The sequence below is a fragment of the Variovorax sp. 05T418 genome, assembly GCF_056396385.1.
In genome coordinates this window covers 191,391-212,277 of the sequence record NZ_JBFTLJ010000002.1, presented here as the reverse complement: position 1 = coordinate 212,277, position 20,887 = coordinate 191,391, and the positions used below count along the sequence as shown (strand labels likewise).

The 20,887-nt window shown below is 67.7% G+C and carries 21 protein-coding genes; 12 read left to right on the top strand and 9 right to left on the bottom strand.

Translation table 11 applies throughout. The features are described 5' to 3' along the window. The 8 genes from AC1DMS_RS04330 to AC1DMS_RS04295 all read right to left on the bottom strand — a co-directional run bounded on the left by AC1DMS_RS04330 (window position 1) and on the right by AC1DMS_RS04295 (window position 6,942). Window positions 1-1,020 (bottom strand): AAA family ATPase, encoded by a 1,020-nt coding sequence (locus AC1DMS_RS04330; protein ID WP_478080007.1) that lies wholly within the window; start codon window positions 1,018-1,020, stop codon window positions 1-3. A gap of 21 nt (window positions 1,021-1,041) precedes the next feature. Further along, on the bottom strand, window positions 1,042-1,587 hold the full coding sequence (locus AC1DMS_RS04325; protein ID WP_012748146.1) for an SRPBCC family protein: 546 nt from the start codon (window positions 1,585-1,587) through the stop codon (window positions 1,042-1,044). A 49-nt stretch (window positions 1,588-1,636) separates the two neighbouring features. After that, on the bottom strand, window positions 1,637-2,620 hold the full coding sequence (locus tag AC1DMS_RS04320) for a YVTN family beta-propeller repeat protein (RefSeq protein ID WP_478080006.1): 984 nt from the start codon (window positions 2,618-2,620) through the stop codon (window positions 1,637-1,639). Between the two features lie 22 nt (window positions 2,621-2,642). After that, window positions 2,643-3,014, bottom strand: coding sequence for a hypothetical protein (locus AC1DMS_RS04315; RefSeq protein WP_038107147.1), 372 nt, complete (start codon window positions 3,012-3,014; stop codon window positions 2,643-2,645). 39 nt (window positions 3,015-3,053) lie between these two features. Continuing rightward, window positions 3,054-3,737, bottom strand: coding sequence for a hypothetical protein (locus AC1DMS_RS04310; protein WP_478080005.1), 684 nt, complete (start codon window positions 3,735-3,737; stop codon window positions 3,054-3,056). A 26-nt stretch (window positions 3,738-3,763) separates the two neighbouring features. Beyond that, window positions 3,764-4,654 carry a quinoprotein dehydrogenase-associated putative ABC transporter substrate-binding protein gene (locus AC1DMS_RS04305; protein ID WP_478080004.1) on the bottom strand — a complete coding sequence of 297 codons (891 nt, stop codon included), beginning with the start codon at window positions 4,652-4,654 and terminating at the stop codon, window positions 3,764-3,766. Next, entirely contained in the window at window positions 4,651-5,055 is a 405-nt protein-coding gene (locus AC1DMS_RS04300) for a c-type cytochrome (protein WP_012748141.1), read from the bottom strand. The genes AC1DMS_RS04305 and AC1DMS_RS04300 overlap by 4 nt, the downstream gene beginning before the upstream one ends. Window positions 5,056-5,169: 114 nt before the next feature. Beyond that, on the bottom strand, window positions 5,170-6,942 hold the full coding sequence (locus AC1DMS_RS04295; RefSeq protein WP_418147396.1) for a methanol/ethanol family PQQ-dependent dehydrogenase: 1,773 nt from the start codon (window positions 6,940-6,942) through the stop codon (window positions 5,170-5,172). A gap of 578 nt (window positions 6,943-7,520) precedes the next feature. Between AC1DMS_RS04295 and AC1DMS_RS04290 the strand changes: the two genes are divergently transcribed. Genes AC1DMS_RS04290 through AC1DMS_RS04265 form a run of 6 tightly spaced genes read left to right on the top strand, consistent with a single transcriptional unit; the run spans window position 7,521 to window position 14,643 of the window. Further along, window positions 7,521-8,234, top strand: a complete 714-nt coding sequence (locus tag AC1DMS_RS04290) for an ABC transporter ATP-binding protein (RefSeq protein WP_012748139.1) — start codon at window positions 7,521-7,523, stop codon at window positions 8,232-8,234. Window positions 8,235-8,273: 39 nt separating this feature from the next. Further along, window positions 8,274-9,272 (top strand): PQQ-dependent catabolism-associated beta-propeller protein, encoded by a 999-nt coding sequence (locus AC1DMS_RS04285; RefSeq protein ID WP_478080003.1) that lies wholly within the window; start codon window positions 8,274-8,276, stop codon window positions 9,270-9,272. Next, window positions 9,269-10,450: a type 1 periplasmic-binding domain-containing protein gene (locus AC1DMS_RS04280; RefSeq protein WP_478080002.1), complete on the top strand. Its 1,182-nt coding sequence runs from the start codon at window positions 9,269-9,271 to the stop codon at window positions 10,448-10,450. Before AC1DMS_RS04285 ends, AC1DMS_RS04280 begins: the two co-directional genes overlap by 4 nt. Beyond that, a complete protein-coding gene (locus AC1DMS_RS04275) occupies window positions 10,432-11,319 on the top strand; it encodes an ABC transporter permease (protein ID WP_018904567.1) in 888 nt (295 codons plus the stop codon). Before AC1DMS_RS04280 ends, AC1DMS_RS04275 begins: the two co-directional genes overlap by 19 nt. Further along, window positions 11,316-12,332, top strand: coding sequence for a tripartite tricarboxylate transporter substrate binding protein (locus AC1DMS_RS04270; RefSeq protein WP_478080001.1), 1,017 nt, complete (start codon window positions 11,316-11,318; stop codon window positions 12,330-12,332). The genes AC1DMS_RS04275 and AC1DMS_RS04270 overlap by 4 nt, the downstream gene beginning before the upstream one ends. Window positions 12,333-12,345: 13 nt before the next feature. Beyond that, entirely contained in the window at window positions 12,346-14,643 is a 2,298-nt protein-coding gene (locus tag AC1DMS_RS04265) for a TonB-dependent receptor (RefSeq protein ID WP_478080000.1), read from the top strand. Window positions 14,644-14,661: 18 nt separating this feature from the next. Here AC1DMS_RS04265 and AC1DMS_RS04260 read toward each other — a convergent pair whose 3' ends face one another. After that, window positions 14,662-15,639 (bottom strand): LysR family transcriptional regulator, encoded by a 978-nt coding sequence (locus tag AC1DMS_RS04260; protein ID WP_478079999.1) that lies wholly within the window; start codon window positions 15,637-15,639, stop codon window positions 14,662-14,664. Window positions 15,640-15,759: 120 nt separating this feature from the next. On the opposite strand from AC1DMS_RS04260, the gene AC1DMS_RS04255 reads away from it, so the two are divergent. The 6 genes from AC1DMS_RS04255 to AC1DMS_RS04230 are packed head-to-tail and all read left to right on the top strand — an operon-like array spanning window position 15,760 to window position 20,877. Beyond that, complete coding sequence (locus AC1DMS_RS04255) at window positions 15,760-17,226, top strand: form I ribulose bisphosphate carboxylase large subunit (RefSeq protein ID WP_012748132.1); 1,467 nt, start codon at window positions 15,760-15,762, stop codon at window positions 17,224-17,226. Window positions 17,227-17,258: 32 nt separating this feature from the next. Continuing rightward, window positions 17,259-17,678 carry a ribulose bisphosphate carboxylase small subunit gene (locus AC1DMS_RS04250; RefSeq protein WP_478079997.1) on the top strand — a complete coding sequence of 140 codons (420 nt, stop codon included), beginning with the start codon at window positions 17,259-17,261 and terminating at the stop codon, window positions 17,676-17,678. 36 nt (window positions 17,679-17,714) lie between these two features. Beyond that, window positions 17,715-18,644 carry a CbbX protein gene (gene cbbX / locus AC1DMS_RS04245; protein ID WP_478079996.1) on the top strand — a complete coding sequence of 310 codons (930 nt, stop codon included), beginning with the start codon at window positions 17,715-17,717 and terminating at the stop codon, window positions 18,642-18,644. Continuing rightward, window positions 18,641-19,444 (top strand): HAD-IA family hydrolase, encoded by an 804-nt coding sequence (locus AC1DMS_RS04240; RefSeq protein ID WP_478180695.1) that lies wholly within the window; start codon window positions 18,641-18,643, stop codon window positions 19,442-19,444. Before cbbX ends, AC1DMS_RS04240 begins: the two co-directional genes overlap by 4 nt. Beyond that, window positions 19,445-20,149: a ribulose-phosphate 3-epimerase gene (rpe, locus tag AC1DMS_RS04235; protein ID WP_478079994.1), complete on the top strand. Its 705-nt coding sequence runs from the start codon at window positions 19,445-19,447 to the stop codon at window positions 20,147-20,149. After that, window positions 20,146-20,877: an HAD-IA family hydrolase gene (locus AC1DMS_RS04230; protein WP_478079993.1), complete on the top strand. Its 732-nt coding sequence runs from the start codon at window positions 20,146-20,148 to the stop codon at window positions 20,875-20,877. The genes rpe and AC1DMS_RS04230 overlap by 4 nt, the downstream gene beginning before the upstream one ends. The last annotated feature ends 10 nt before the right edge of the window (window positions 20,878-20,887 follow it).

Genomic DNA, 20,887 nt, shown 5'->3' with positions numbered 1-20,887 from the left:
TCAGGGGGCGGCGATCTTGTCCATGATCTGCGTCACCAGCGCTTCAGACAATTCCGCCCGCCGCAGTTCGTACACAGGCGTGAAGAAGACGCGGTGCCCAAGCACCGAGGGCAGCACCGCCGCCAGGTCGGCAGGTTCCAGGTGCGATCGGCCTTCGAGCCAGGCCACGGTGCGTGCCGCGCGCAGCAGCGCGCTCATGCCGCGCGGGCTGGCGCCGGCCAGGATCAGGCGGTCCATGTCCACGCCGTCGAGCCGGATGCCGAACTTCTGCGGCGCCTCGGTGGCCTCCCACACGTCGAGCACATAGCGCTCGATGGTCTCGCTGGCGCGCACGCTGCGCTGCACATGCGCGGCGATGGCGTTGAGCCGGTCCCAGGGCAGGATGGCGGGCGCCACCTTGTCGATCAGGCTTTCGGTGTCGTGGTAGGCGGTGTCGAACACCAGCGACTGGCGGATGCCGCGGTCGGCCGGCTTGGGCATGTTCAGCTCGAACATGAAGCGGTCCCGCGCCGCCGAAGCCAGCTCGAAGGTCTCTTCGCGTTCGACCTTGTTGCGGTCGGCGAACACCGTCATGTGCGGAAAGCTGTACTCGCGGTCGAAGGCCGACACGGTGCGCTCGGCCATCGCGCGCAAGAGCAGCGACTGCACCTGCGGCCGGGCCCGGTTGATCTCGTTGAAGAAGAAGGTGACCAGGCGTTCGCCGTGGCGCAGCAGCGGCCCCGGGTCGATGCGCGGCCGGCCTTCGGCGTCCACATAGGTGTGATAGACGAGGTCGCCGGGCATCAGGTCGACCGTGCCCTCGACGCGCTCGAAGTCGCCGCCGATGGCGCGCGAGAAGGCGCGCAGCACCGTGGTCTTGCCCACGCCCACGTCGCCCTCGAGCAGCACGTGGCCGCGCGCGAACAGCGCCACGTTGATGAGGCGGATCGTCTCGGCCTGGCCGATCACCGCCTTCGCGACTTCGCTTTCGACGCGCAGCGCGAGGCGGCGCCAGTCTTCGAGTTGTTCTTCGGTGCCCATGGTGGTTCCCGCTGCGCCGGGCTACTTCGACTCCATCATCTTCTTGAGGTGGGCGAGCCCGTCGCGGTAGACGCCGGTCACGGCCTTGATGGCGGCTTCGTCGTTCTTGTCCGGCGGCGGATCGTTGTTGGGGTAGCCGCGGTAGAAGGCGCCGCGCCATTCGACGACCGACTTGCCGCCGTCGGCCACCACCGAGAGCACGGAGGTGTAGTTGGTGACCGGCAGCGCGCCGCCGTCCTTGGCGCGGTAGTTGTATTTCATCTTCGCGTCGTCGTAGCCCTCGAGCGTTTCGACGAGCGTGCCGCCGTCCTTGAGCTTGACGGTGCGCACCGAGCCTTCGGCATTGCCCTTGTCGGCCGCGCTGTCGGCCACGGCCGGATGCCAGTCCTTCAGCGCGTTGAAGTTCTTGATCTTGGCCCAGACGGCATCGGCCGGGGCCTCGATGGTGACTTTCTCGCTCACCTTCTGGCGCGTGGGCCCATGGGCCTGGCTCGGGGCCGATGCGGCAAGCAGGATCGATGCGAGAAGAACGGAGAGCGCCCGTCGGCCGGAAGGGTGTGTCAGCATGGAAATATCCGTGATGAGGTGGAGAAAAGATCGGTCAAAGAAAAATACGTCAGGGCTCCATCGGCGCACCGATGAAGGCACCGAAGCCGCGGCTGTTCTGCCCCGTGGCAATGGTCTTGAGCTTCTGCCCGCTCGCGGCGTCCAGCACCTGCACGTTGTCGTCCATCCAGTTGACGACGTAGACCCGGTCGCCGTGCGCGGCAATGCCTTCGGGGTAGGCAAAGCCGGGGAGGGTGCGCAGCAGCTTCAGCGAGGCGGGGTCGATCAGGCTGACTGAGTCTTCGTGCTGGTTGGTCACGTAGAGCAGCGCGCCGCCCTCGGCCAGCGCCGCGCCGTAGGGCGCCTTGCCGACCTTCACGGTGGCAATCACGGCCGGGCGGCGGATGTCGCGCATGTCGACCACCGAGACGTCGTTGCTCTGCACGTTGAGCGCGTAGAGGCGCGAGCGCGGCGCGTCGTAGAGCAGCGCGAACGGATGGCTGCCGACGCGCACGCGCGCCAGCACGCGCTGCGCGGCGGTGTCGACCACGGCCACGCTGTCGTCGTCGCGCTCGGCCACGAAAACGGCGGTGCCGCCGGGATGCGCGGCCACGCCGGCAGGCGCGCGGCCGACCGCGATCGAAGCCAGCGGCTTGGCGGCGCCGGCGGCCTGCGCATCGAGCACCAGCAGCCGGCCGCTGTACCAGTCGGCCACGTAGAGGCGCTGGCCGTCGGCCGAGATGTCGATGCCCACCGGCCCGTCGCCGGCCGGCAGCGTGTTCACGACCTTCTGCTGGCGCATGTCGATGACCGAGATGGTCTTGCTGTCGGGGTTGGAGACGAAGGCCCGGCCCGCGCGGCTGGACGCCACCACGCCGGCCGGCGAGCGGCCCACGGGCACCGTGGCCACCACCTGCTGCGAGGCGAGGTCGATCACCGACACGTCGTGGCTGCCCTGGTTGGTGATGTAGGCGAACGGCGAGGCCCAGGCCGGGCTGCACAGCAGCAGCACCGCGGCAAGCCCGGCGTGCACAGGTGTCGCGGTACCTGTCATGGCGCTGTGCCCGGGACGCGGCTCAGCGCGCGGTCGGCGGGCCGATGAAGCAGCCCTTGTTGGCCTTGGCCTGCAGCGCCTTGTAGCGCTTGATGTCGGCCTGCAGCTTTTCCGAATCGCGGATGTAGCCGCCGCGCTCGCCGCCGATGGTGGTGGCCTTGGCCGCGGTGCTCAGGTCCACGTATTCCGAGTATTTGATTTCCCTGGCCAGCGCGTCGACCGCGCAGGAGCACTTGCTGGCCATTTCGAAGTGGCCCGCATCGGGGTGGGCCGCGATGCATTCCTGCACGTACAGCACGCGGTCCAGCGTGGGAAAGTCGTTGGCATGCGTCGCGCCATGCACGGCCATCGGCAGGCCGAGAAGACAGAGAAGAAGACGGACTGTTTTGTTCATGGCGTTCGCTGGAAGAATTTCTTGGGCGGCAACAGGCACCTAGCGCGCCGGCGCCTTGGCCCCGTCGATCAGGAGCTCCTCGACCATGAGGGGCTGGGCCGCGGCGCTGTCGCCCGGAATGGAGGTGCGAATGCCGTAGACGCCGCCCGGCACCGCGTCGGACAGCGTGAAGCGGTAGGTCTTGGTTGCGAACTTTTCGTACTTCGGCCGGTTCGGGTCGTCCAGGAAGGGGCTGAAGACGATTTCCTTGCCCTTGATGGCGCGGCCCTGGTAGCGCAGCGACACGTCGCGCACTTCGGCGTCCTGGTAGATCCCCATGCGGATGCGCTTGCGGAAGTGGTATTCGGAGCCGCGCGTGAGGCGCTTCATCTCGCGCACGTCGTGCTCCAGGAAATAGAGGATCACGGGATTGCCTTCGGCGGCCGGCACGTCGGGCACCGGGAGCTTGTGCGCGCCGCTCAGGAACACGCCCTTGGCGTCGCAGCAGCGGCCATCTTCCTTGGCGCTCAGGGACACCGTCACGCTGTCGGCAAACGCTTCCTCGAAGCTGCCGGTCTTGCCGAAGGTGTAGCGCAGCAGCATGGGCGCCTGCAGGTCCTTGAGCTGCGGCGTCATGAACAGCAGGCGCTCGGCGGGCGAGAAGTCGCGCTTGTCGGGCTCGGCCTGCGAGGCCGGGGTAGACAAGAGAAGAACGCAGAGCGAAGCGGCGATGGCGAAGCGCATGGGAAAGAAGAACGAAGAACGGCAACTCAGTTGGTGGGAACCCCGAACGATGCATCGACCACCGGCACGCCGAACTCCTTCAGGATGGCCTGGATCTCGGGTGCCTTGGACTCGATCAGCCCTTCGACCTGCTGCTTCCATTCGCGCTCTCCGTAGCGCACGCCCATGGCCATCTGGTAGTCGAGGCGCACGCCCTTTTCGGACTTGAGCGGCACCACCACGAGGGCCGGGTTCTTGACGCGCCGCGCGAAGTAGCCTGCGATCGGGCCCCAGACCACCACCGCGTCGAGCTTGCCTTCGGCCAGGTCCTTCTCGACGATCTCGCCCGGGTACTGCGCGGGGTCGGCGCTCATGAGCTTGTAGGGCACGCCTTGCTCCAGCAGGCCGTGCTTGTTGAGCCATTGCGAGGCCGGCGAGCGGTCGTAGATGCCGATGCGCAGCGACTTGAGCTTGGCCGCATCGAGCTTGAGGAAGTCTTCCGCCGAGGCCACGTTGTCCATGCCCTTGCCCTTGGGAAAGACCAGCGCGTAGGTCGAGCGGTAGTAGGGCTTGGTGACCGAGACTTCGTCGAGACCGACGGGCACGCCCATCACGATGTCGCAGGGGTAGTCCTGGCCCGGCAGCTTGAAGCGCAGCGTGTTGCGGAAGAAGGCCAGCCGCTGCGGGAACGAGTAGTAGGTGACCGGCAGGCCGAGCGCCTTGCCGAACAGCTCGGCGATGCGGTTCTCGATGCCTTCTGCCTTGGTGTTGGAGAAGGGCATGTTGTTGGGGTCCTGGCAGACGCGCAGCGCCTTGCGCGGCGGGGTCTCCTGGGCCGCGGCCGGAACCAGCGCGCAGCAGTAGGCTGCGCCCAGGAGGCCCGCCCGCAGGCGGGCGCCGATGGAAAGGGGCTTGGCAGCATGCTGCCGGGTGGTCATTTGTTTTCTTCCACTCGGGCGCGGGTGATGGCGCCGTCGGACCGGCCCTTGAGGTAGGCGTAGAGCTGGTTGATGTTCTCCATCACCGCCGGGTTGTTGCCGAAGCTCTGCATGCCCTTGTCGAGCCTGCCGTCGCGCACGGTCTTGATGAAGTCTTCCTTCTTCATCGTCTTGAGGCTGTTGATGAGGGACGGTCCCACCATGCCTTCCTGGTTGGGTCCGTGGCAGCGGTCGCAGGCCGCGGAGCGCCAGGTGCGGAAACCCTTCATGGTTTCGGGATCCACCTTGTAGCCGTCGGTGACCTTGTAGGGCGCGGGGTCTGGCGCGGCAATGGCCAGTGTGCAGGCCACGCCGGCAAGCAGGACGAGGGAAGGCAGCAACGTTGACTTACGAAATTTCATGGCTCCTGGGTCTCCGGTATCTTTTGAAAGTGCGTGGGGGAGAGCCCTCGAGCGAGTGCTCTCCCGGTTCGCATGTTGCGTCTAACTATGCAATGACGCCTCGGTAGTAACGCCTCAGTTGGGCAGCGCGAAGACAGTCAGCGAGCCGCCGAGCTCGGTGTACTGGGCGAGGTCCTTGTAGCCGCCGACGGCGCCGAGGCCTTCGGTGCTCTTCTCGGGGTCGATGCCCGCAGCCATGCCGATGCCGGCCCAGCCGCCGATGCCCGAGAACACGCCGACGTACTGCTTGCCCTTGTGCTCATAGGTGAACACGTTGCCGATGATGCCCGACGGGGTCTTGAACTTGAACAGCTCCTTGTTGATGTCCTTGGCATCCACGCACTTGAGGTAGCCTTCCAGCGTGCCGTAGCAGGAGATCCCGCCCGCGGTGTTGAGCGAACCGCTCCACACCGAGAACTTCTCGGCCTTGGTCTGCACGATCTTGCCGGTGCCTGCATCCCAGGCGATGAAGTTGCCCATGCCGCCATGGCTGCCCGGCGTGGGGTACATCGACAGGGTGGCGCCCACGTACGGCTGGCCTGCCGTGTACTCGACCTTGAACGGCTCGTAGTCCATGCAGACGTGGTTCGTCGGCACGTAGAAGAGCTTGGTGTTGGGGTCGTAGGAAGCCGGTTGCTGGTCCTTGCTGCCCAGCGCCGCCGGGCAGATGCCCTTGGTGTTGACGTCGGCGCCGTTCTGCGCGGTGGAGTACTTGGCCACCACCTGCGGCCGGCCGGTCTTCATGTCGACGTGCGTTGCCCAGTTCACCTTGGGGTCGTACTTCTCGGCCACCAGCAGCGCGCCGGTCACGCGGTCCAGCGTGTAGGCGAAGCCGTTGCGGTCGAAGTGCACCAGCGCCTTGGTCGGCTTGCCCTTGACGTTGATGTCCGCCAGGATCATTTCGTTGATGCCGTCGAAGTCCCATTCGTCATAGGGCGTCATCTGGTAGACCCAGTTGACCTTGCCGGTGTCGACGTCGCGCGACCAGATGCTCATGGACCACTTGTTGTCGCCGGGTCGCTGCGAGGGGTTCCAGGTCGACGGGTTGCCGGTGCCGTAGTACACGGCATTGGTCGCCTTGTCGTAGCTGTACCAGCCCCAGGTGGTGCCGCCGCCGATCTTCCACTGGTCGCCCTTCCAGGTCTTCAGCGAAGAGTCCTTGCCCACGGGCGCCATCTTGCCGTCGGTCCAGGTCATGGTCTTGGCCGGGTCCATCAGCATTTCTTCGTCGGGGCCGGTGCTGAAGCCCTTCCACGCCAGCTTGCCGTCCTTGATGTTGTAGGCCGCCAGGAAGCCGCGCACGCCGAACTCGCCGCCGCTGATGCCGGTGATGACCTTGTCCTTGAAGACGTGGGGTGCGTTGGTGTTGGTGGCGCCGACCTTCGGATCGCCGTTCTTCACCGTCCACACCACCTTGCCGGTCTTGCTGTCGAGCGCCACCAGGGTGGTGTCGGCCTGTTGCAGGAAGACCTTTCCTTCCGCATAGGCAAGTCCGCGGTTCACCGTGTCGCAGCACATGACCGCGATCACCGACTGGTCCTGCTTGGGTTCGTACTTCCACAGGATCTTCTGGGTCTCGACGTCGAGCGCGAACACCTTGTTCGGGAACGGCGAGTGCAGGTACATGACGCCATCGACCACCAGGGGCGAACCCTCGTGGCCGCGCAGCACGCCGGTGGAGAAGGTCCACGCGACCTGCATCTTGCCCACGTTGCTCTTGGTGATCTGATTCAACTTGCTGTATCGCTGGTTGAACATATCGCCCGCTTGCGTGGCCCAGTTCTTGGAGTTGGCGATGTTTTTCTCGACGTCGGCATTGGCGAGCGCCAAGGCCGGAAGAGCCAACATCGCGACGCCGATATGCCGTACGAGACGGCCGGCGATCTGCCTGGAAAACTTCATAGATGTCTCCTCACATTTCAGTGGGTTTTGAACATGGTCAATGGCGGCAGCCTGCGGATCTTTCGATCACCTTGGCGAATGCTGCGGTCCGCAACATCCATGCCTGCCGGTTCCAGCGTGGAGCACTTCGGCAGCCGATGCGCGCTCCATGCAAAGACAGGCGGCTCCACTCGGAAGAGGCATGCACGCGGCGGCCCTTGCACAGCATGCGGCGGCGTGCTGCAACGCGGTCCGGACCTAGGGAAATCCCGAGCGTTCGGTGTGCTGGCCGGGGCCGCCCGCCACGCATTGCCGTAGCCCTGCATCTTGTGCGCATCAAATTTGACGCAAAGTGTCTCGCGCGACGTGACGGATGTCTTGCGGGCATGGCGCGCATCGGGCTGCGCAGGCCTTCGCGCGGGCCAACGAATGGCAATGCATCACAGTGAAAACCCTCGAATTCCAGAGGCACGGAATTTGCGGCTCGAAGGCAAACGGCCCCTACCATTGAGACACCCAAAGCCCGGCGAATCCCATCGATCTACATGCTGCGAACCATCGACTTAACCAAGCGCTATGGCACGCGCACGGCGCTGCAGTCGTTGTCGCTGCATCTGCCTGCGGGCCAGTTCGTGGCGCTGCTCGGGCCCAACGGCGCGGGCAAGTCGACGTTGTTCCAGGTGCTCACGGGCATGTTCGCGGCCGACGAAGGCGAGGTCGAGGTGGCCGGCCATTCGCTGCGCCGCTCGGCAACGGCGGCGCTGCGGCACATCGGCGTCGTGTTCCAGCAGATGTCGCTCGACCTGGACCTGAGCATCCGGCGCAACCTGCTGTTCCAGGCCGACCTGCATGGCCTGCCGCGGCGGCTTGCGGCCGAACGCATCGCGTCGGCCTGCGAGCGCCTGAACATCGACGCCAATCTCGACCGCAAGGTGCGCGAGCTCTCGGGCGGCAACCGGCGCAAGGTCGAGCTGGCGCGCGCCGGGCTGCACCGGCCGGCCGTGCTGCTGATGGACGAAGCCACCGTCGGGCTCGACCCCAGGTCGCGCCAGGACCTGCTGGCGGCCCTGCATGCGGACGTGCGCGAGCGCGGCGTGTGCGTGCTGTGGGCCACGCACCGGGTCGAGGAGGCCGAGGAGGCCGACCGCGTGCTGGTGCTGCACAAGGGACAGCTGCTGGCGGACGGCACGCCGGCGCAGGTGGGCCAGAGCCTTGGCGGCGCCACGCTGGAGGCGGGCTTCATCGCGCGCACCGCCTGAACCAAGAACGATCCGAGCCAAAAAGAATGGAGACATCGCATGCCGCAACCCTTCCTGCCCCCGCCTGCGCGCACCCTGGTCCGCGCGGCCGCTAGCGCGCTCGCGCTGGCCGCCGCGAGCGCCGCCGCGCTGGCGCAGGGCACCGCCTATGTGTCGAGCGAAAAGGACAGCGCGCTGACGATGATCGACCTGGCAACCCTGGCCGTGAAGGGCACGATCCCGACCTGCAAGCGCGCGCGCCATATCCAGCTCACGCCCGAGCGCCAGATCATGGTGGCCTGCACCGATTCCAACCAGGCCGACCTGATCGACCCCGCGATCGGCAAGTCGGTGCGGCGCATTCCGCTGGGCGACGAGCCCGAGGCCTTCGACCTGTCGCCGGACGGCAAGGTCATCTACGTCTCCAACGAGGATGCGGGCGAGGCCAGCTTCATCGACGCGGCCAGCGGCAAGAAGCTGCGCTCGGTCAAGGTGGGCGCGGAGCCCGAAGGCGTCAAGGTCAGCGCCGACGGCAAGACGCTGTACATCACGTCCGAGGTGGCGAGCCTGGTGCACGTGATCGACACGGCCAGCGGCAAGGTCGTGAAGAACATCAAGGTCGGCAAGCGCCCGCGGCGCATGGCCATCACGCCCGACGGCAAGGAGCTCTGGGTCACCAACGAACTGGGCGCGAGCGTCAGCATCGTCTCGACTGCGACGAACGAGGTGATCGACACGCTCAAGTTCGAGGTGAAGGGCGCGCGCGCCGAGGACATCACGCCCGTGGGCATCCAGATGACGAGCGACGGCAAGCGGGCTTTCGTGGGCCTGGGCCGCGCCAACCACGTGGCCTTCGTCGACGTGGCCAGCCGCAAGGTCGGCTCGCTGGTGCTGGTCGGCAAGCGGGCCTGGAACGTCACGCTCGACAAGGCGCAGGCGCGGCTCTACGTGGTCAACGGCTTGAGCGACGACGTGACGGTGGTCGACGTGGCCGGCGCCAAGGCCATCAAGAGCGTTCCGGTAGGGCGCGTGCCCTATGGGCTCGTGATCGTCGAATGAGGATGCGCGCAACGGCTTCCTGGCTGGCGGGCGCGTGGTGGATGGCCGTGGCGCTCGTGGCGCCGGCGGCGGCGGGCGCGGCCGTGCTCAAGGCCACGCTGATCACGCCGGACGACGATCCCCGCCTGGAGCGTTCCCGCGTGGAGCGTGCCTACCTGGGGCACCCGGGCGGCCCGCTTTCCGATGGGCTCGAAGTTGCACTCGAGGAGACGAAGTTCGAACTCGAGGCCGCCGGCGCCGAAGTGTCGCTGGCCAGCGCGCCGGCCGCGACCCTCGAGGCGGCGCGCGCCGCGGCCGTGGCGGCCGAGAAGAGCGGCGCCGCGGTGCTGCTGACCGACCTGCCGGCCGAATGGACGCTGGCCGTGGCCGATGCCGTGAAGCTGCCGGTGCTGAACCTGGGCGACGCCTCCGACCGGCTGCGCCAGCAGGATTGCCGCGCCCGCGTGTTCCATTTGATTCCCAGCGAACGCATGCGCAGCGATGCGCTGGCGCAGACGCTGGTGTCGCGCAAATGGAGCAAGCTGCTCCTGCTGGTGGGCGGCAGCCCGCAGGACGCGCTGCGCGCGGCCACCGTGCAGGCCTCGATCAAGCGCTACGGCCTGCAGGTGGTGGCCAGCAAGCCGTTCAAGCTCTCGGCCGATCCGCGCGAGCGCGACCTGGCCAACCCGCTGCTGCTCACGGCCGGCAACAGCTACGACGCCGTGTGGGTGGTCGACAGCGACGGCGAATTCGCCCGCATGCTGCCCTACCGCACCGTGCTGCCGCGGCCGGTGGTGGGCGACGGCGGGCTGGTGGCGCTGGCCTGGCATGCGCAGTTCGAGCGCTATGGCGCGCCGCAGGTCTCGCGCCGATTCGCCAAGGCCGCGAAGCGCCCGATGACCGCGCAGGACTGGGCCGCGTGGATGGCCGGCAAGACCCTGGCAGCCGCCGCCATTGCCGCGCCCAAGGGCCCGAACGCGGCCTGGGCCCAGGCCATCGGCAAGAGCACGCTCGACGGCTCCAAGGGCACCAGCCTGAGCTTCCGCGCCTGGGACGGCCAACTGCGCCAGCCCATGCTGCTGACGGACGGGCAGGGCGTGATCGCGCAGGCGCCGGCCGAAGGCGTGCTGCACCCGCGCAACGTGCTCGACACGCTGGGCGCCGATGCCCCGGAGAAGCTATGTCCGATCGCGCGCTAGAAACCCCCAAGCCCGCGGACGGGCAGGCCGAACCGCTGGCGCGGCGCGGCATGGGCCACGCGCTGCAGGCGATGCGCGCGATCATGCTGCGCGAGCTCTACAAGTTCTCGCAGCAGACCGGGCGGCTGGTGTCGGCGCTGGTGCGGCCGCTCCTGTGGCTGGCGGTGTTCGCGGCCGGTTTCCGCAACGTCTTCGGCGTGGCGATCGTCGAGCCCTACGACACCTACATTCCCTACGACGTCTACATCGTGCCGGGGCTGGTCGGCATGGTGCTGCTGTTCAACGGCATGCAGTCGTCGCTGGCCATGGTCTACGACCGCGAGATGGGCCTGATGCGCCTGCTGCTCACCGCGCCGCTGCCGCGGCCCTGGCTCCTGTTCTCCAAGCTCTGCGCCACTGCGCTGCTGTCGGTGCTGCAGGCGCTGGTGTTCGTGGTGGTGGCGGCGCTGATCGGCACCGAGCTGCCGCTGCTGTCGCTCTCGGCCCTGCATGCGCTGGTGGCGCTGGCGGCCGGCGCGCTCATGCTCGGCGCGCTCGGGCTGCTGCTGTCGGTGCACATCAAGCAGCTGGAGAACTTCGCGGGCACGATGAACTTCGTCATCTTCCCGATGTACTTCCTGTCGACCGCGCTCTACCCGCTGTGGAAGCTGCAGGAATCGGGCGCCGAATGGGTGTACCAGCTCGCGCGCTTCAATCCCTTCACCTACGCGGTGGAGTGGGTCCGCTTTGCGCTTTACGGCAAGGACCCGGGCGTGGCGCCCTATGTGGTGCTGGGCTGCCTGGTGGTTTTCTTCGGGCTCGCCTGCTGGGGCTACGACCCGCAACGCGGCTTCGGCGGCCTCACCAAGCGCGGCGGAGGCGGGCCATGAGCCGGAAGCGGGCCACCACGCGCGGGCAGGGCGGTTCCACCCGGCGCAGCTTGCTGCGCGGCGCCGGCGCGCTGGCGCTGGGCGCGCTGCCCTTGGCCCGGGCGATGGCCTCGACCGAGCCCTTTCCTTCGCGCCCCGTCACGCTGTGGGTGCCCTGGCCCGCGGGCGGCGCCACCGACATCTCGCTGCGGATCCTGGCCGAGCTGGCCTCGGTGCCGCTCGGGCAGCCGGTGCTGACCGAAAACCGCGGCGGCGCCGGCGGCACGCTGGCCATGCCGGTGCTGCAGCAGGCGCGGCCCGACGGCTACACCATCGCCCAGATGCCGCAGCCGGTGTTCCGCGCGCCGCACACGCAGAAGGTGCTGTGGGACCCGATCCGCGACGTGACGCCGATCATCCAGGTGTCCAGCGTCACCTTCGGCATGCTGGTCGCGGCCGGCAGCCCGATGCGCTCGCTCGAAGACATGTTCGCGTTCGCACGCGCCCGGCCCGGCGAGCTGACCGTTGCCACCAACGGCATCGGCACCACGCCGCACATGGTGCTGGAGACGCTGTTCACGGCGCGCGGCCTGCGCTACATCCATGTGCCGTACAAGGGCACGTCCGAGCAGCTCAACGCGATTGCGGGCGGGCAGGTGATGGCCGGCGTCAATTCCACCGGCTTCGGGCCGGCGGTCGATGCAGGCACGCTGCGGCTGCTGGCCATCTTTTCGGGTGAGCGTTCGAAGCGCTGGCCACAGGTGCCCGTGCTGCGCGAACTGGGCTTCGACATCGTGGCCAAGTCGCCCTACGGGCTGGCGGGGCCGCGCGGCCTGCCGCGCGGCGTGGTGGCGGTGCTGCACGATGCCTTCAAGAAAGCCATGTTCGACCAGCGCTTCAAGGACGAACTCGCCAAGTACGACCAGGAGGCCGACTACCTCGGCCCGGAGGCCTATGCGCAGTCGTGCCGCGAAATCTTCGCGCAGGAGCGCGCCATCGTCGAAAAGCTGGGCCTCGCGCGCACCGGCACTTGAGGGGGAGAACACCGTGAGCCGACCGAACAAGCCGAGGTCCCGCCGCCTGATCGGCCTTGCCGTGGCGGCCGCTGCCTGCCCCATGCCCGGCCAGGCGCAGGAGGCCGCCGCGGCCCAGCCGGGCAGCCTGCCGGCCGTGGAGGTGGTCGCCACCACGCCCGTGCCGGGCATCGAGGTGCCGAAGGACCAGATCCCGTCGAACGTGCAGACCGCCGACGACCGGCAGCTGCGCCGCGCGCAGAGCCTGAACCTGCCGGACTTCATGGCCACGCAGCTGCCCAGCGTGAACGTGAACGAGATCCAGGGCAATCCGTTCCAGGTCGACGTGAACTACCGCGGCTTCAGCGCGAGCCCGGTGCTCGGTACGCCGCAGGGGCTGTCGGTGTACCAGGACGGCGTGCGCATCAACGAGCCCTTCGGCGACGTGGTGAACTGGGACCTGATCCCCAAGGCCGCCATCTCGAGCATCACGCTGCTGCCGGGCTCCAACCCGCTGTTCGGCCTCAACACGCTCGGCGGTGCGCTGTCGCTGCAGACCAAGCGCGGCGACACGCATCCGGGCACCGAGCTGGAACTGCAGGCCGGCTCCTTCGGCCGTGTGAGCACCGAGCTCACGCACGGCCGAAAGCTCGCCGAAGGCGGCCACCTGTTCCTTGCGCTCGGCGGCCTCAACGAGGACGGCTGGCGCAACTTCTCGCCCTCGCGCGTGCGCCAGCTGTTTGCCAAGGTCGGGCAGGACAGCGGAAAGCTCTCCTGGGACCTGAGCTTCACCCACGGCGACAACCGGATGATCGGCAACGGCCTCTTGCCCGAGTCCATGCTGATGCAGAACCGCAAGCAGGTGTACACGCGGCCCGACCGCACCGAAAACCGCATGTCGATGCTCACGCTCAATGCCAGCTACCGCCTGAGCGACGTGCAGACGATCTCCATGACCGCCTACTCGCGGCGCTCGCGCTACAGCACGCTCAACGGCGACCTCAACGACGATTTCAATCCGCCGGACAACGAAGCCACGGGCGTGGAGAACCGCACCTACACGCGCCAGCGCAGCGAAGGCGTGGCGCTGCAGTCGACCTACACGGCGGGCATTCACCAGCTCACTTTCGGCGCCTCCGTGGACCGTGCGCGCACGCACTTCCGCCAGACCGAGGCCGAGGGCCTGCTCGACTCCACGCGCGCGGTGGTGCCGCAGGAAGAAGCCGAAGTCGATGCGCTGCTCGCGGGCAAGAGCCGCACCGCGAGCATCTATTTTTCCGACCTGGTGAGCCTGCAGCCGAACTTGCAGCTGAGCCTTTCGGGCCGCTACAACGACACCCGCGTGACCACCCGCGACGATGGGCGCGCCTTGCTCGGCCTGTCCACCCGGCTCGATGGCGAAGGCCATTACAAGAAGTTCAATCCCGCCATCGGCCTCACCTGGCAGGCCACGCCGCGGCTCACGGCCTATGCGGGCTGGAGCCAGGGCAGCCGCGCGCCGAGCCCGATCGAGCTCGGCTGCTCCGATCCGGCCAACGCCTGCGTGCTGCCAAACGCGCTGCAGTCCGACCCGCCGCTCAAGCAGGTGGTGTCGCAGACCTTCGAAACCGGGCTGCGCGGCACGCTCGAGCCAGGCATGCGGTGGAATGCCTCGGTGTTCCGCACCGTCAACAAGGACGACCTGCTGTTCGTGAGCAGCGGGCTCTCGCGCGGCTACTTCAGCAACTTCGGGCGCACCCTGCGCCAGGGCGTGGAACTCGGGCTTTCGCAGCAGACCGAGCGCGTCGACTGGTCGCTGTCGTACAGCTACCTGCGCGCGAGGTACGACTCGCCGGCCTGCCTGGTGGCCGAGGCCAACAGCAGTGCCGAGACCAGCCCCGCCTGCACCGGCGAGGGCGAGATCGCGGTGCGCCGCGGCGACCGCCTGCCGGGGCTGCCGGCGCATTCGCTCAAGCTCAACGTCGACTGGCGCGTGACGCCCGAGTGGACGCTGGGCGCGCAGTACCGCGTCTATTCGAAGCAGACGGTGCGCGGCAACGAGAACGGCCTGCACGCGCCCGACGGGGCCGACTTCAGCGGCAGCGGCCGCATCGGCGGCTACGCGCTGCTCGACCTCACGACGCGCTGGAAGCTCGGGCCCAACGTGGAGCTCTTTGCCAAGGTGGCGAACGTCTTCAACCGCCGCTACGCCACCGCCGGCCAGCTGGGCCGCAGCGGCTTCGATGCGAGCGGCGCGGTGCTGGCGCCCGATGCATGGCGCAACGCGCAGTTCGTGGCGCCGGGCGCGCCGCGCGCGGTGTGGATCGGCATGCGGGTGCAGCTGGGCGTTTGAGCCCGCGCGCCCGAAGATTCAGGCCGCGCGCCGCACGCTGCGCTTTCTTGCAGCGGCACGGGCCACTGGCAATGTGCCGAGCTGCTTCTGGATCTGCGCCTGGCCATGCGTGCGCAAATACTCCTCGAAGGCCAGCGCCACCTGCGGCAATTGCCGCGACGCCAGGTGCATCACGTACCAGTCGCGCACCACCGGATTGCCCGGCACCGGCAGCACGCCCAGCAGGCCGGCGTTCATCTCGAGCACGCAGGTGTGCATCGACAAGAACGCAATGCCGAAGCCCGCGGCGCACATCTGCTTGATGGCCTCGTTGCTCGACAGCTCGGAGCCGATGCGCAGCGGCAGGCCGTGGTCCTTGAAGAAGCGTTCGACCGTGGTGCGCGTGCCCGAACCGCGCTCGCGCACCAGCATGCGCGTGTCCGAGAGCAGCGCGATGCTCGGCTTGGCGGCGGACATCAGCGGATGCGACGGCGCCGCGAGAAAGGCCATCGGGTGCTTGGCGAAGGGGCTGGAGTCGGTCTTCAGCTCCGCGGGCGGGCGGCCCATGATGGCGATGTCGATCTCCTGGCCCGCGAGCATGCGCACGATCTCGTCGCGGTTGCCGACCTGCAGCTTGACCTTCACCTTCGGATGCTCCTTGGCGAAGTTCACGAGGATGGGCGGTAGCAGGTACTCGGCCGTGGTGATGGCGCCCACGCGCAAGGTGCCCGAGAACACGCCCTGCAGCATGGCCATTTCGTCGCCGGCCTCGCGCCACAGGTCGAGGATGCGGCCGGCATAGCCCGCCAGTAATTCTCCCGCTTCGGTCAGCCGGATGCCGCGGCCCGTGCGCTGCAAAAGCGGCGTGCCGGCCGACTCCTCGAGTGTGCCGATCTGTATCGACACCGCGGGTTGCGTCAGGTGCATTTCATCTGCAGCAAGTGAAACGCTGCCGAGCCGCGCCACGGCGTGGAAGGTGGCGAGCTGCCTGAAGCTCGCGTGCTTGGAAAGGGGCATGCAGTGATATTAGGTTTGGCAAATGTGAATGTCAAAAGATTTAATTTTTCTTTATCTTTCATGCGGCCTACATTCACTTCACCAGACAGCACCACCCCCCTTCTTTTTGAGAGGCACTCCATGGGCAACATGAACGAAGCAATCCAGATCACCGACGCCAAGAAGCGCTACTCGGCCGGTGTGCTCAAGTACGCGCAGATGGGCTACTGGGACGGCGACTACGTGCCCAAGGACACGGACATCCTCGCGCTCTTTCGCATCACGCCGCAGGAAGGCGTGGACGCCATCGAGGCTGCCGCGGCAGTGGCCGGCGAATCGTCCACCGCCACCTGGACCGTGGTGTGGACCGACCGCCTCACGGCCTGCGACATGTACCGCGCCAAGGCCTACAAGGTCGAGCCGGTGCCCAACAACCCGGGCCAGTACTTCTGCTACGTGGCCTACGACCTCTCGCTGTTCGAGGAAGGCTCGATCACCAACGTGACGGCTTCCATCATCGGCAACGTCTTCAGCTTCAAGCCGCTGAAGGCCGCGCGGCTGGAGGACATGAAGTTCCCGGTGGCCTACGTCAAGACCTTCCCCGGTCCGCCGACCGGCATCGTGGTGGAGCGCGAGCGGCTCGACAAGTTCGGCCGGCCGCTGCTGGGCGCGACCACCAAGCCCAAGCTCGGGCTCTCGGGCCGCAACTACGGCCGCGTGGTGTACGAAGGCCTGCGCGGCGGGCTCGACTTCATGAAGGACGACGAGAACATCAACTCGCAGCCCTTCATGCACTGGCGCGACCGCTTCCTGTTCGTGATGGACGCGGTCAACAAGGCCAGCGCCGCCACCGGCGAGGTCAAGGGCAGCTACCTGAACGTCACGGCCGGCACCATGGAAGAGATGTACCGCCGCGCGCAGTTCGCCAAGGAGCTGGGCTCGGTGATCGTGATGGTCGACCTGGTGATCGGCTACACAGCCATCCAGTCGATGAGCAACTGGTGCCGCCAGAACGACATGATCCTGCACCTGCACCGCGCGGGCCACGGCACCTACACGCGCCAGAAGAACCACGGCGTGAGCTTCCGGGTGATCGCCAAGTGGATGCGCCTCGCAGGCGTGGACCACATCCATGCGGGCACGGCCGTGGGCAAGCTCGAAGGCGACCCGATGACGGTGCAGGGCTACTACAACGTGTGCCGCGACACGCACACCAAGGTCGACCTGCCGCGCGGCATCTACTTCGACCAGGACTGGGGCGCGCTGCGCAAGGTGATGCCGGTGGCTTCGGGCGGCATCCATGCCGGCCAGATGCACCAGCTGCTCGACCTGTTCGGCGACGACGTCGTGCTGCAGTTCGGCGGCGGCACCATCGGGCATCCGCAAGGCATCCAGGCCGGGGCCACGGCCAACCGCGTGGCGCTCGAAGCCATGGTGCTGGCACGCAACGAAGGCCGCGACATCGCCAACGAGGGGCCGCAGATTTTGCGCGACGCGGCCAAGTGGTGCACGCCGCTCGCGGCCGCGCTCGACACCTGGGGCGAGATCTCCTTCAACTACGCCTCCACCGATACCTCGGACTACGTGCCGACGCCGTCGGTGGCCTGAACCCGTCTTTTCAAGTTCCAGGAGCAACAGACATGCGAATCACACAAGGCACCTTTTCCTTCCTGCCCGACCTGAGCGACGAGCAGATCAGCCGCCAGGTCGAGTACTGCCTGGACAAGGGCTGGGCCATCGGCCTCGAATACACCGACGACCCGCATCCGCGCAACACCTTCTGGGAGATGTTCGGCAACCCGATGTTCGACATCAAGGATGCGGCCGGCGTGATGCTCGAACTCGCGGCTTGCCGCAAGACCTTTCCGCAGCAGTACATTCGCGTGACGGCCTTCGACTCGACGCACGGCACCGAGTCGGTCGTGATGTCCTTCATCGTCAACCGGCCGTCCAACGAACCGGGCTTCCGCCTGATCCGCACCGAGGAGCCGGGCCGCACGATCCGCTACAGCCTCGAAAGCTATGCGGTGCAGGCGCGGCCCGAAGGCAGCCGGTACTGATCGAAACCTGTCGCACGCGCATTGCAAGAGGCACGCATGGACGCCACCGAAACTCCCGCCACCGCGGCCACTGCCACGGCGCCAAGGCAGCTCTTCGAGTCCTCGGGCGTGAAGGCGCTGCTCGACCAGCTCGACGCCGAGCTGATCGGGCTGGCGCCGGTCAAGGGCCGCATCCGCGACATCGCGGCGCTGCTCCTGATCGACAAGCTGCGCCAGGAACAGGGGCTGCAGTCGCAGCCGCCTTCGCTGCACATGTCGTTCACGGGCAACCCCGGCACCGGCAAGACCACGGTGGCGATGCGCATGGCCGAGGTGCTCAAGCAGCTGGGCTACGTGCGCAAGGGCCATCTGGTGGCGGTGACGCGCGACGACCTCGTGGGCCAGTTCATCGGCCACACGGCGCCCAAGACCAAGGAAGTGATCAAGAAGGCGATGGGCGGCGTGCTGTTCATCGACGAGGCCTACTACCTCTACCGGCCCGAGAACGAGCGCGACTACGGGCAGGAGGCCATCGAAATCTTGCTGCAGGTGATGGAGAACCAGCGCGACGACCTGGTGGTGATTCTTGCGGGCTACAAGGACCGCATGGAGACCTTCTTCGGCAGCAACCCGGGCATGGCCTCGCGCATTGCGCACCACATCGACTTTCCGGACTACAGCGAGGCCGAGCTGATGCAGATCGCGCAGCTCATGCTGGGGCGGCTGAACTACAGCTTCGACGACGGCGCGGCCTCCACCTTCTCGCGCTACGTGAGCCTGCGCCGGCAGCAGCCGCACTTTGCCAATGCGCGATCGATCCGCAACGCGCTCGACCGCATCCGGCTGCGCCACGCCACGCGCCTGTTCGGCAGCGACGCGGCGCTGACGCGCGAGCAGCTCTGCACGCTGCAGGCGCAGGACATCCTGGCCAGCCGCGTCTTCCATCCGGCGGCGGAGGCCGCGCAGGCCGAAGGAGAAAAGAGATGAGCATCGAAGCCCTGGTCTTCGACGTCGACGGCACCCTGGCCGACACCGAGGAAGTGCATCGCATGGCCTTCAACCTGGCGTTCGAGCAGCTCGGGCTCGGCTGGCATTGGAGCCAGGCCGAATACCGCGCGCTGCTGGCGGTCACCGGCGGCAAGGAGCGCATGAAGGCCTATGTCGATTCGCTGCCGCTCGGCGCATCCGAGAAGAAGCGGCTGCATGAACGCGTGCCGGCCATCCATGCGGCCAAGACGCAGCACTACACCGACATCGCGCGGCGCGGCGGCATCGAGCTGCGCACCGGCGTGCTGCGCTTCCTGGAGGAGGCTCAGCGCGCCGGCCTGCGCCTGGCCATTGCCAGCACCACCACGGCCGTCAACATCGACGCGCTGCTGCAGGCCACGCTGGGCCCGCGCGGGCTCACGATGTTCGACGTGATCGCCTGCGGCGACCAGGTGCGCGCGAAAAAACCCGCCTCCGACATCTACCTGCTGGCGCTCGAGACGCTGGGCGTGCCGCCCGAGCGCGCGATCGCCATCGAGGACTCGCCAAACGGGCTGCGCTCGGCCCTGGGCGCCGGGCTCTGGACGCTGGTCACGCCCACCTTCTGGACCGAGGGCAGCGACTTCAGCGGTGCCGGCCTGGTGCTGCCGAGCCTGGGCGACCCCAGCCAGCCGCTGGCCGGCGAACCCGGCGGACGCCTCGAGTCCGCGGCGTGGCTCGGCATCGACGAACTGTTGCAAATGGCCACGGTGGCCCCGCCATTGAATACCGTGCAGGCGCTTTACCGCGAGAACTCCTAGATGCAGAACACAAGAAACGCCATGCGCATCGCGCCCAGCCTGCTGTCGGCCAACTTTGCGCGGCTCGGCGAAGAGGTCACGGCGGTCATCGAGGCCGGTGCCGACCTGATCCATTTCGATGTCATGGACAACCACTATGTTCCAAATCTGACAATCGGTCCGCTGGTCTGCGAGGCCATCAAGCCCTATGCGACGGTGCCGATCGACGTGCACCTGATGGTCAAGCCGGTCGATGCGCTGATCCCGATGTTCGCGCAGGCCGGCGCCTCGATCATCTCCTTCCACCCCGAGGCCAGCGAGCACATCGACCGCACCACCCGGCTGATCCGGGACAGCGGCTGCAAGGCCGGCCTGGTGCTCAACCCTGCCACGCCGCTCGCGGTGCTCGACCATGTGCTGGACCAGCTCGACCTGGTGCTGCTGATGTCGGTCAACCCGGGCTTCGGCGGCCAGAGCTTCATCGAGAGCGTACTGCCGAAGATCGAGGCGGTGCGCCGCCGCATCGATGCGAGCGGGCGCGAGATCTGGCTGGAGGTCGATGGCGGCGTGAAGCCCGACAACGCCGCGCGCGTCGGCGCCGCCGGGGCCGACACGCTGGTGGCGGGCTCGGCCGTGTTCAACGGCGGCCGCTACCGCGAAGCGATTGGCGCCATCCGCGCAGCGGCGCTGCAGGGCCGCGAGTCCATGGAAGGGCGTCCCGCATGACGAAAGAAGAGCTGTGCGGCATCGATGCGATCGCCTTCGATCTCGACGGCACGCTGGTCGACAGCGCGCCCGACATCCGGCAGGCGCTGAACCTCGCGCTCGACGAAGCCGGGCTCGCCTGCTTCGAGCTGGACACCGTGCGCGCATGGATCGGCGACGGCCCCGACGCGCTGATCCTGCAGGCGCTGCGCGAGCACGGCCTCGGCGGCAGCGAGGCGCTGCGCGGCCGGCTGCGCAAGTCCTTCGATGCCGCCACGCTGGCGGCGCCACTGAAGTTCGGCAGCGTGTTCGAGGGCATCGCCGCACTCGTCGCGGGCCTGCGCCGCACGCTGCCGATGGTGGTGGTCACGAACAAGCCGACGCCGCTGGCACGCGCCGTGCTGGATGCAGCCGGTCTGCTGCCGGCAATGGCGGGGGTCCATGGCGCCGACACCGCGGCGCAGCGCAAGCCCGCGCCGCTCCTGCTGCAGGCCGCGGCGCGCCAGCTGGGCGTGGAACCCGCGCGCCTGCTGATGGTGGGCGACGGCCCGGCCGACCTGCTCGCGGCGCAGGCCGCAGGCTGTCCGGCGGCGCTGGTGGCCTGGGGCTATGGCGGCCATGCGGCGGGGAATGCGGCTGAAGCGGCGCGCGCGTGGCGCGTCTCGACGCCGCAGCAGCTGCTGTTGAGGGCATGCGAGTCGCGCGCTGCATTCCGCCGAGACGAAGAAACGACGACCCGGATTTTTTGATTCAACCAGG

Coding starts and splice junctions, on each gene's coding strand:
- AC1DMS_RS04330 (WP_478080007.1), bottom strand. CDS start 1,020: ATGGGCACCGAAGAACAACTCGAAGACTGGCGCCGCCTCGCGCTGCGC.
- AC1DMS_RS04325 (WP_012748146.1), bottom strand. CDS start 1,587: ATGCTGACACACCCTTCCGGCCGACGGGCGCTCTCCGTTCTTCTCGCA.
- cbbX (WP_478079996.1), top strand. CDS start 17,715: ATGGACGCCACCGAAACTCCCGCCACCGCGGCCACTGCCACGGCGCCA.
- AC1DMS_RS04275 (WP_018904567.1), top strand. CDS start 10,432: ATGTCCGATCGCGCGCTAGAAACCCCCAAGCCCGCGGACGGGCAGGCC.
- AC1DMS_RS04250 (WP_478079997.1), top strand. CDS start 17,259: ATGCGAATCACACAAGGCACCTTTTCCTTCCTGCCCGACCTGAGCGAC.
- AC1DMS_RS04280 (WP_478080002.1), top strand. CDS start 9,269: ATGAGGATGCGCGCAACGGCTTCCTGGCTGGCGGGCGCGTGGTGGATG.
- AC1DMS_RS04255 (WP_012748132.1), top strand. CDS start 15,760: ATGGGCAACATGAACGAAGCAATCCAGATCACCGACGCCAAGAAGCGC.
- AC1DMS_RS04305 (WP_478080004.1), bottom strand. CDS start 4,654: ATGACCACCCGGCAGCATGCTGCCAAGCCCCTTTCCATCGGCGCCCGC.
- rpe (WP_478079994.1), top strand. CDS start 19,445: ATGCAGAACACAAGAAACGCCATGCGCATCGCGCCCAGCCTGCTGTCG.
- AC1DMS_RS04320 (WP_478080006.1), bottom strand. CDS start 2,620: ATGACAGGTACCGCGACACCTGTGCACGCCGGGCTTGCCGCGGTGCTG.
- AC1DMS_RS04315 (WP_038107147.1), bottom strand. CDS start 3,014: ATGAACAAAACAGTCCGTCTTCTTCTCTGTCTTCTCGGCCTGCCGATG.
- AC1DMS_RS04290 (WP_012748139.1), top strand. CDS start 7,521: ATGCTGCGAACCATCGACTTAACCAAGCGCTATGGCACGCGCACGGCG.
- AC1DMS_RS04310 (WP_478080005.1), bottom strand. CDS start 3,737: ATGCGCTTCGCCATCGCCGCTTCGCTCTGCGTTCTTCTCTTGTCTACC.
- AC1DMS_RS04295 (WP_418147396.1), bottom strand. CDS start 6,942: ATGTTGGCTCTTCCGGCCTTGGCGCTCGCCAATGCCGACGTCGAGAAA.
- AC1DMS_RS04300 (WP_012748141.1), bottom strand. CDS start 5,055: ATGAAATTTCGTAAGTCAACGTTGCTGCCTTCCCTCGTCCTGCTTGCC.
- AC1DMS_RS04270 (WP_478080001.1), top strand. CDS start 11,316: ATGAGCCGGAAGCGGGCCACCACGCGCGGGCAGGGCGGTTCCACCCGG.
- AC1DMS_RS04230 (WP_478079993.1), top strand. CDS start 20,146: ATGACGAAAGAAGAGCTGTGCGGCATCGATGCGATCGCCTTCGATCTC.
- AC1DMS_RS04285 (WP_478080003.1), top strand. CDS start 8,274: ATGCCGCAACCCTTCCTGCCCCCGCCTGCGCGCACCCTGGTCCGCGCG.
- AC1DMS_RS04260 (WP_478079999.1), bottom strand. CDS start 15,639: ATGCCCCTTTCCAAGCACGCGAGCTTCAGGCAGCTCGCCACCTTCCAC.
- AC1DMS_RS04240 (WP_478180695.1), top strand. CDS start 18,641: ATGAGCATCGAAGCCCTGGTCTTCGACGTCGACGGCACCCTGGCCGAC.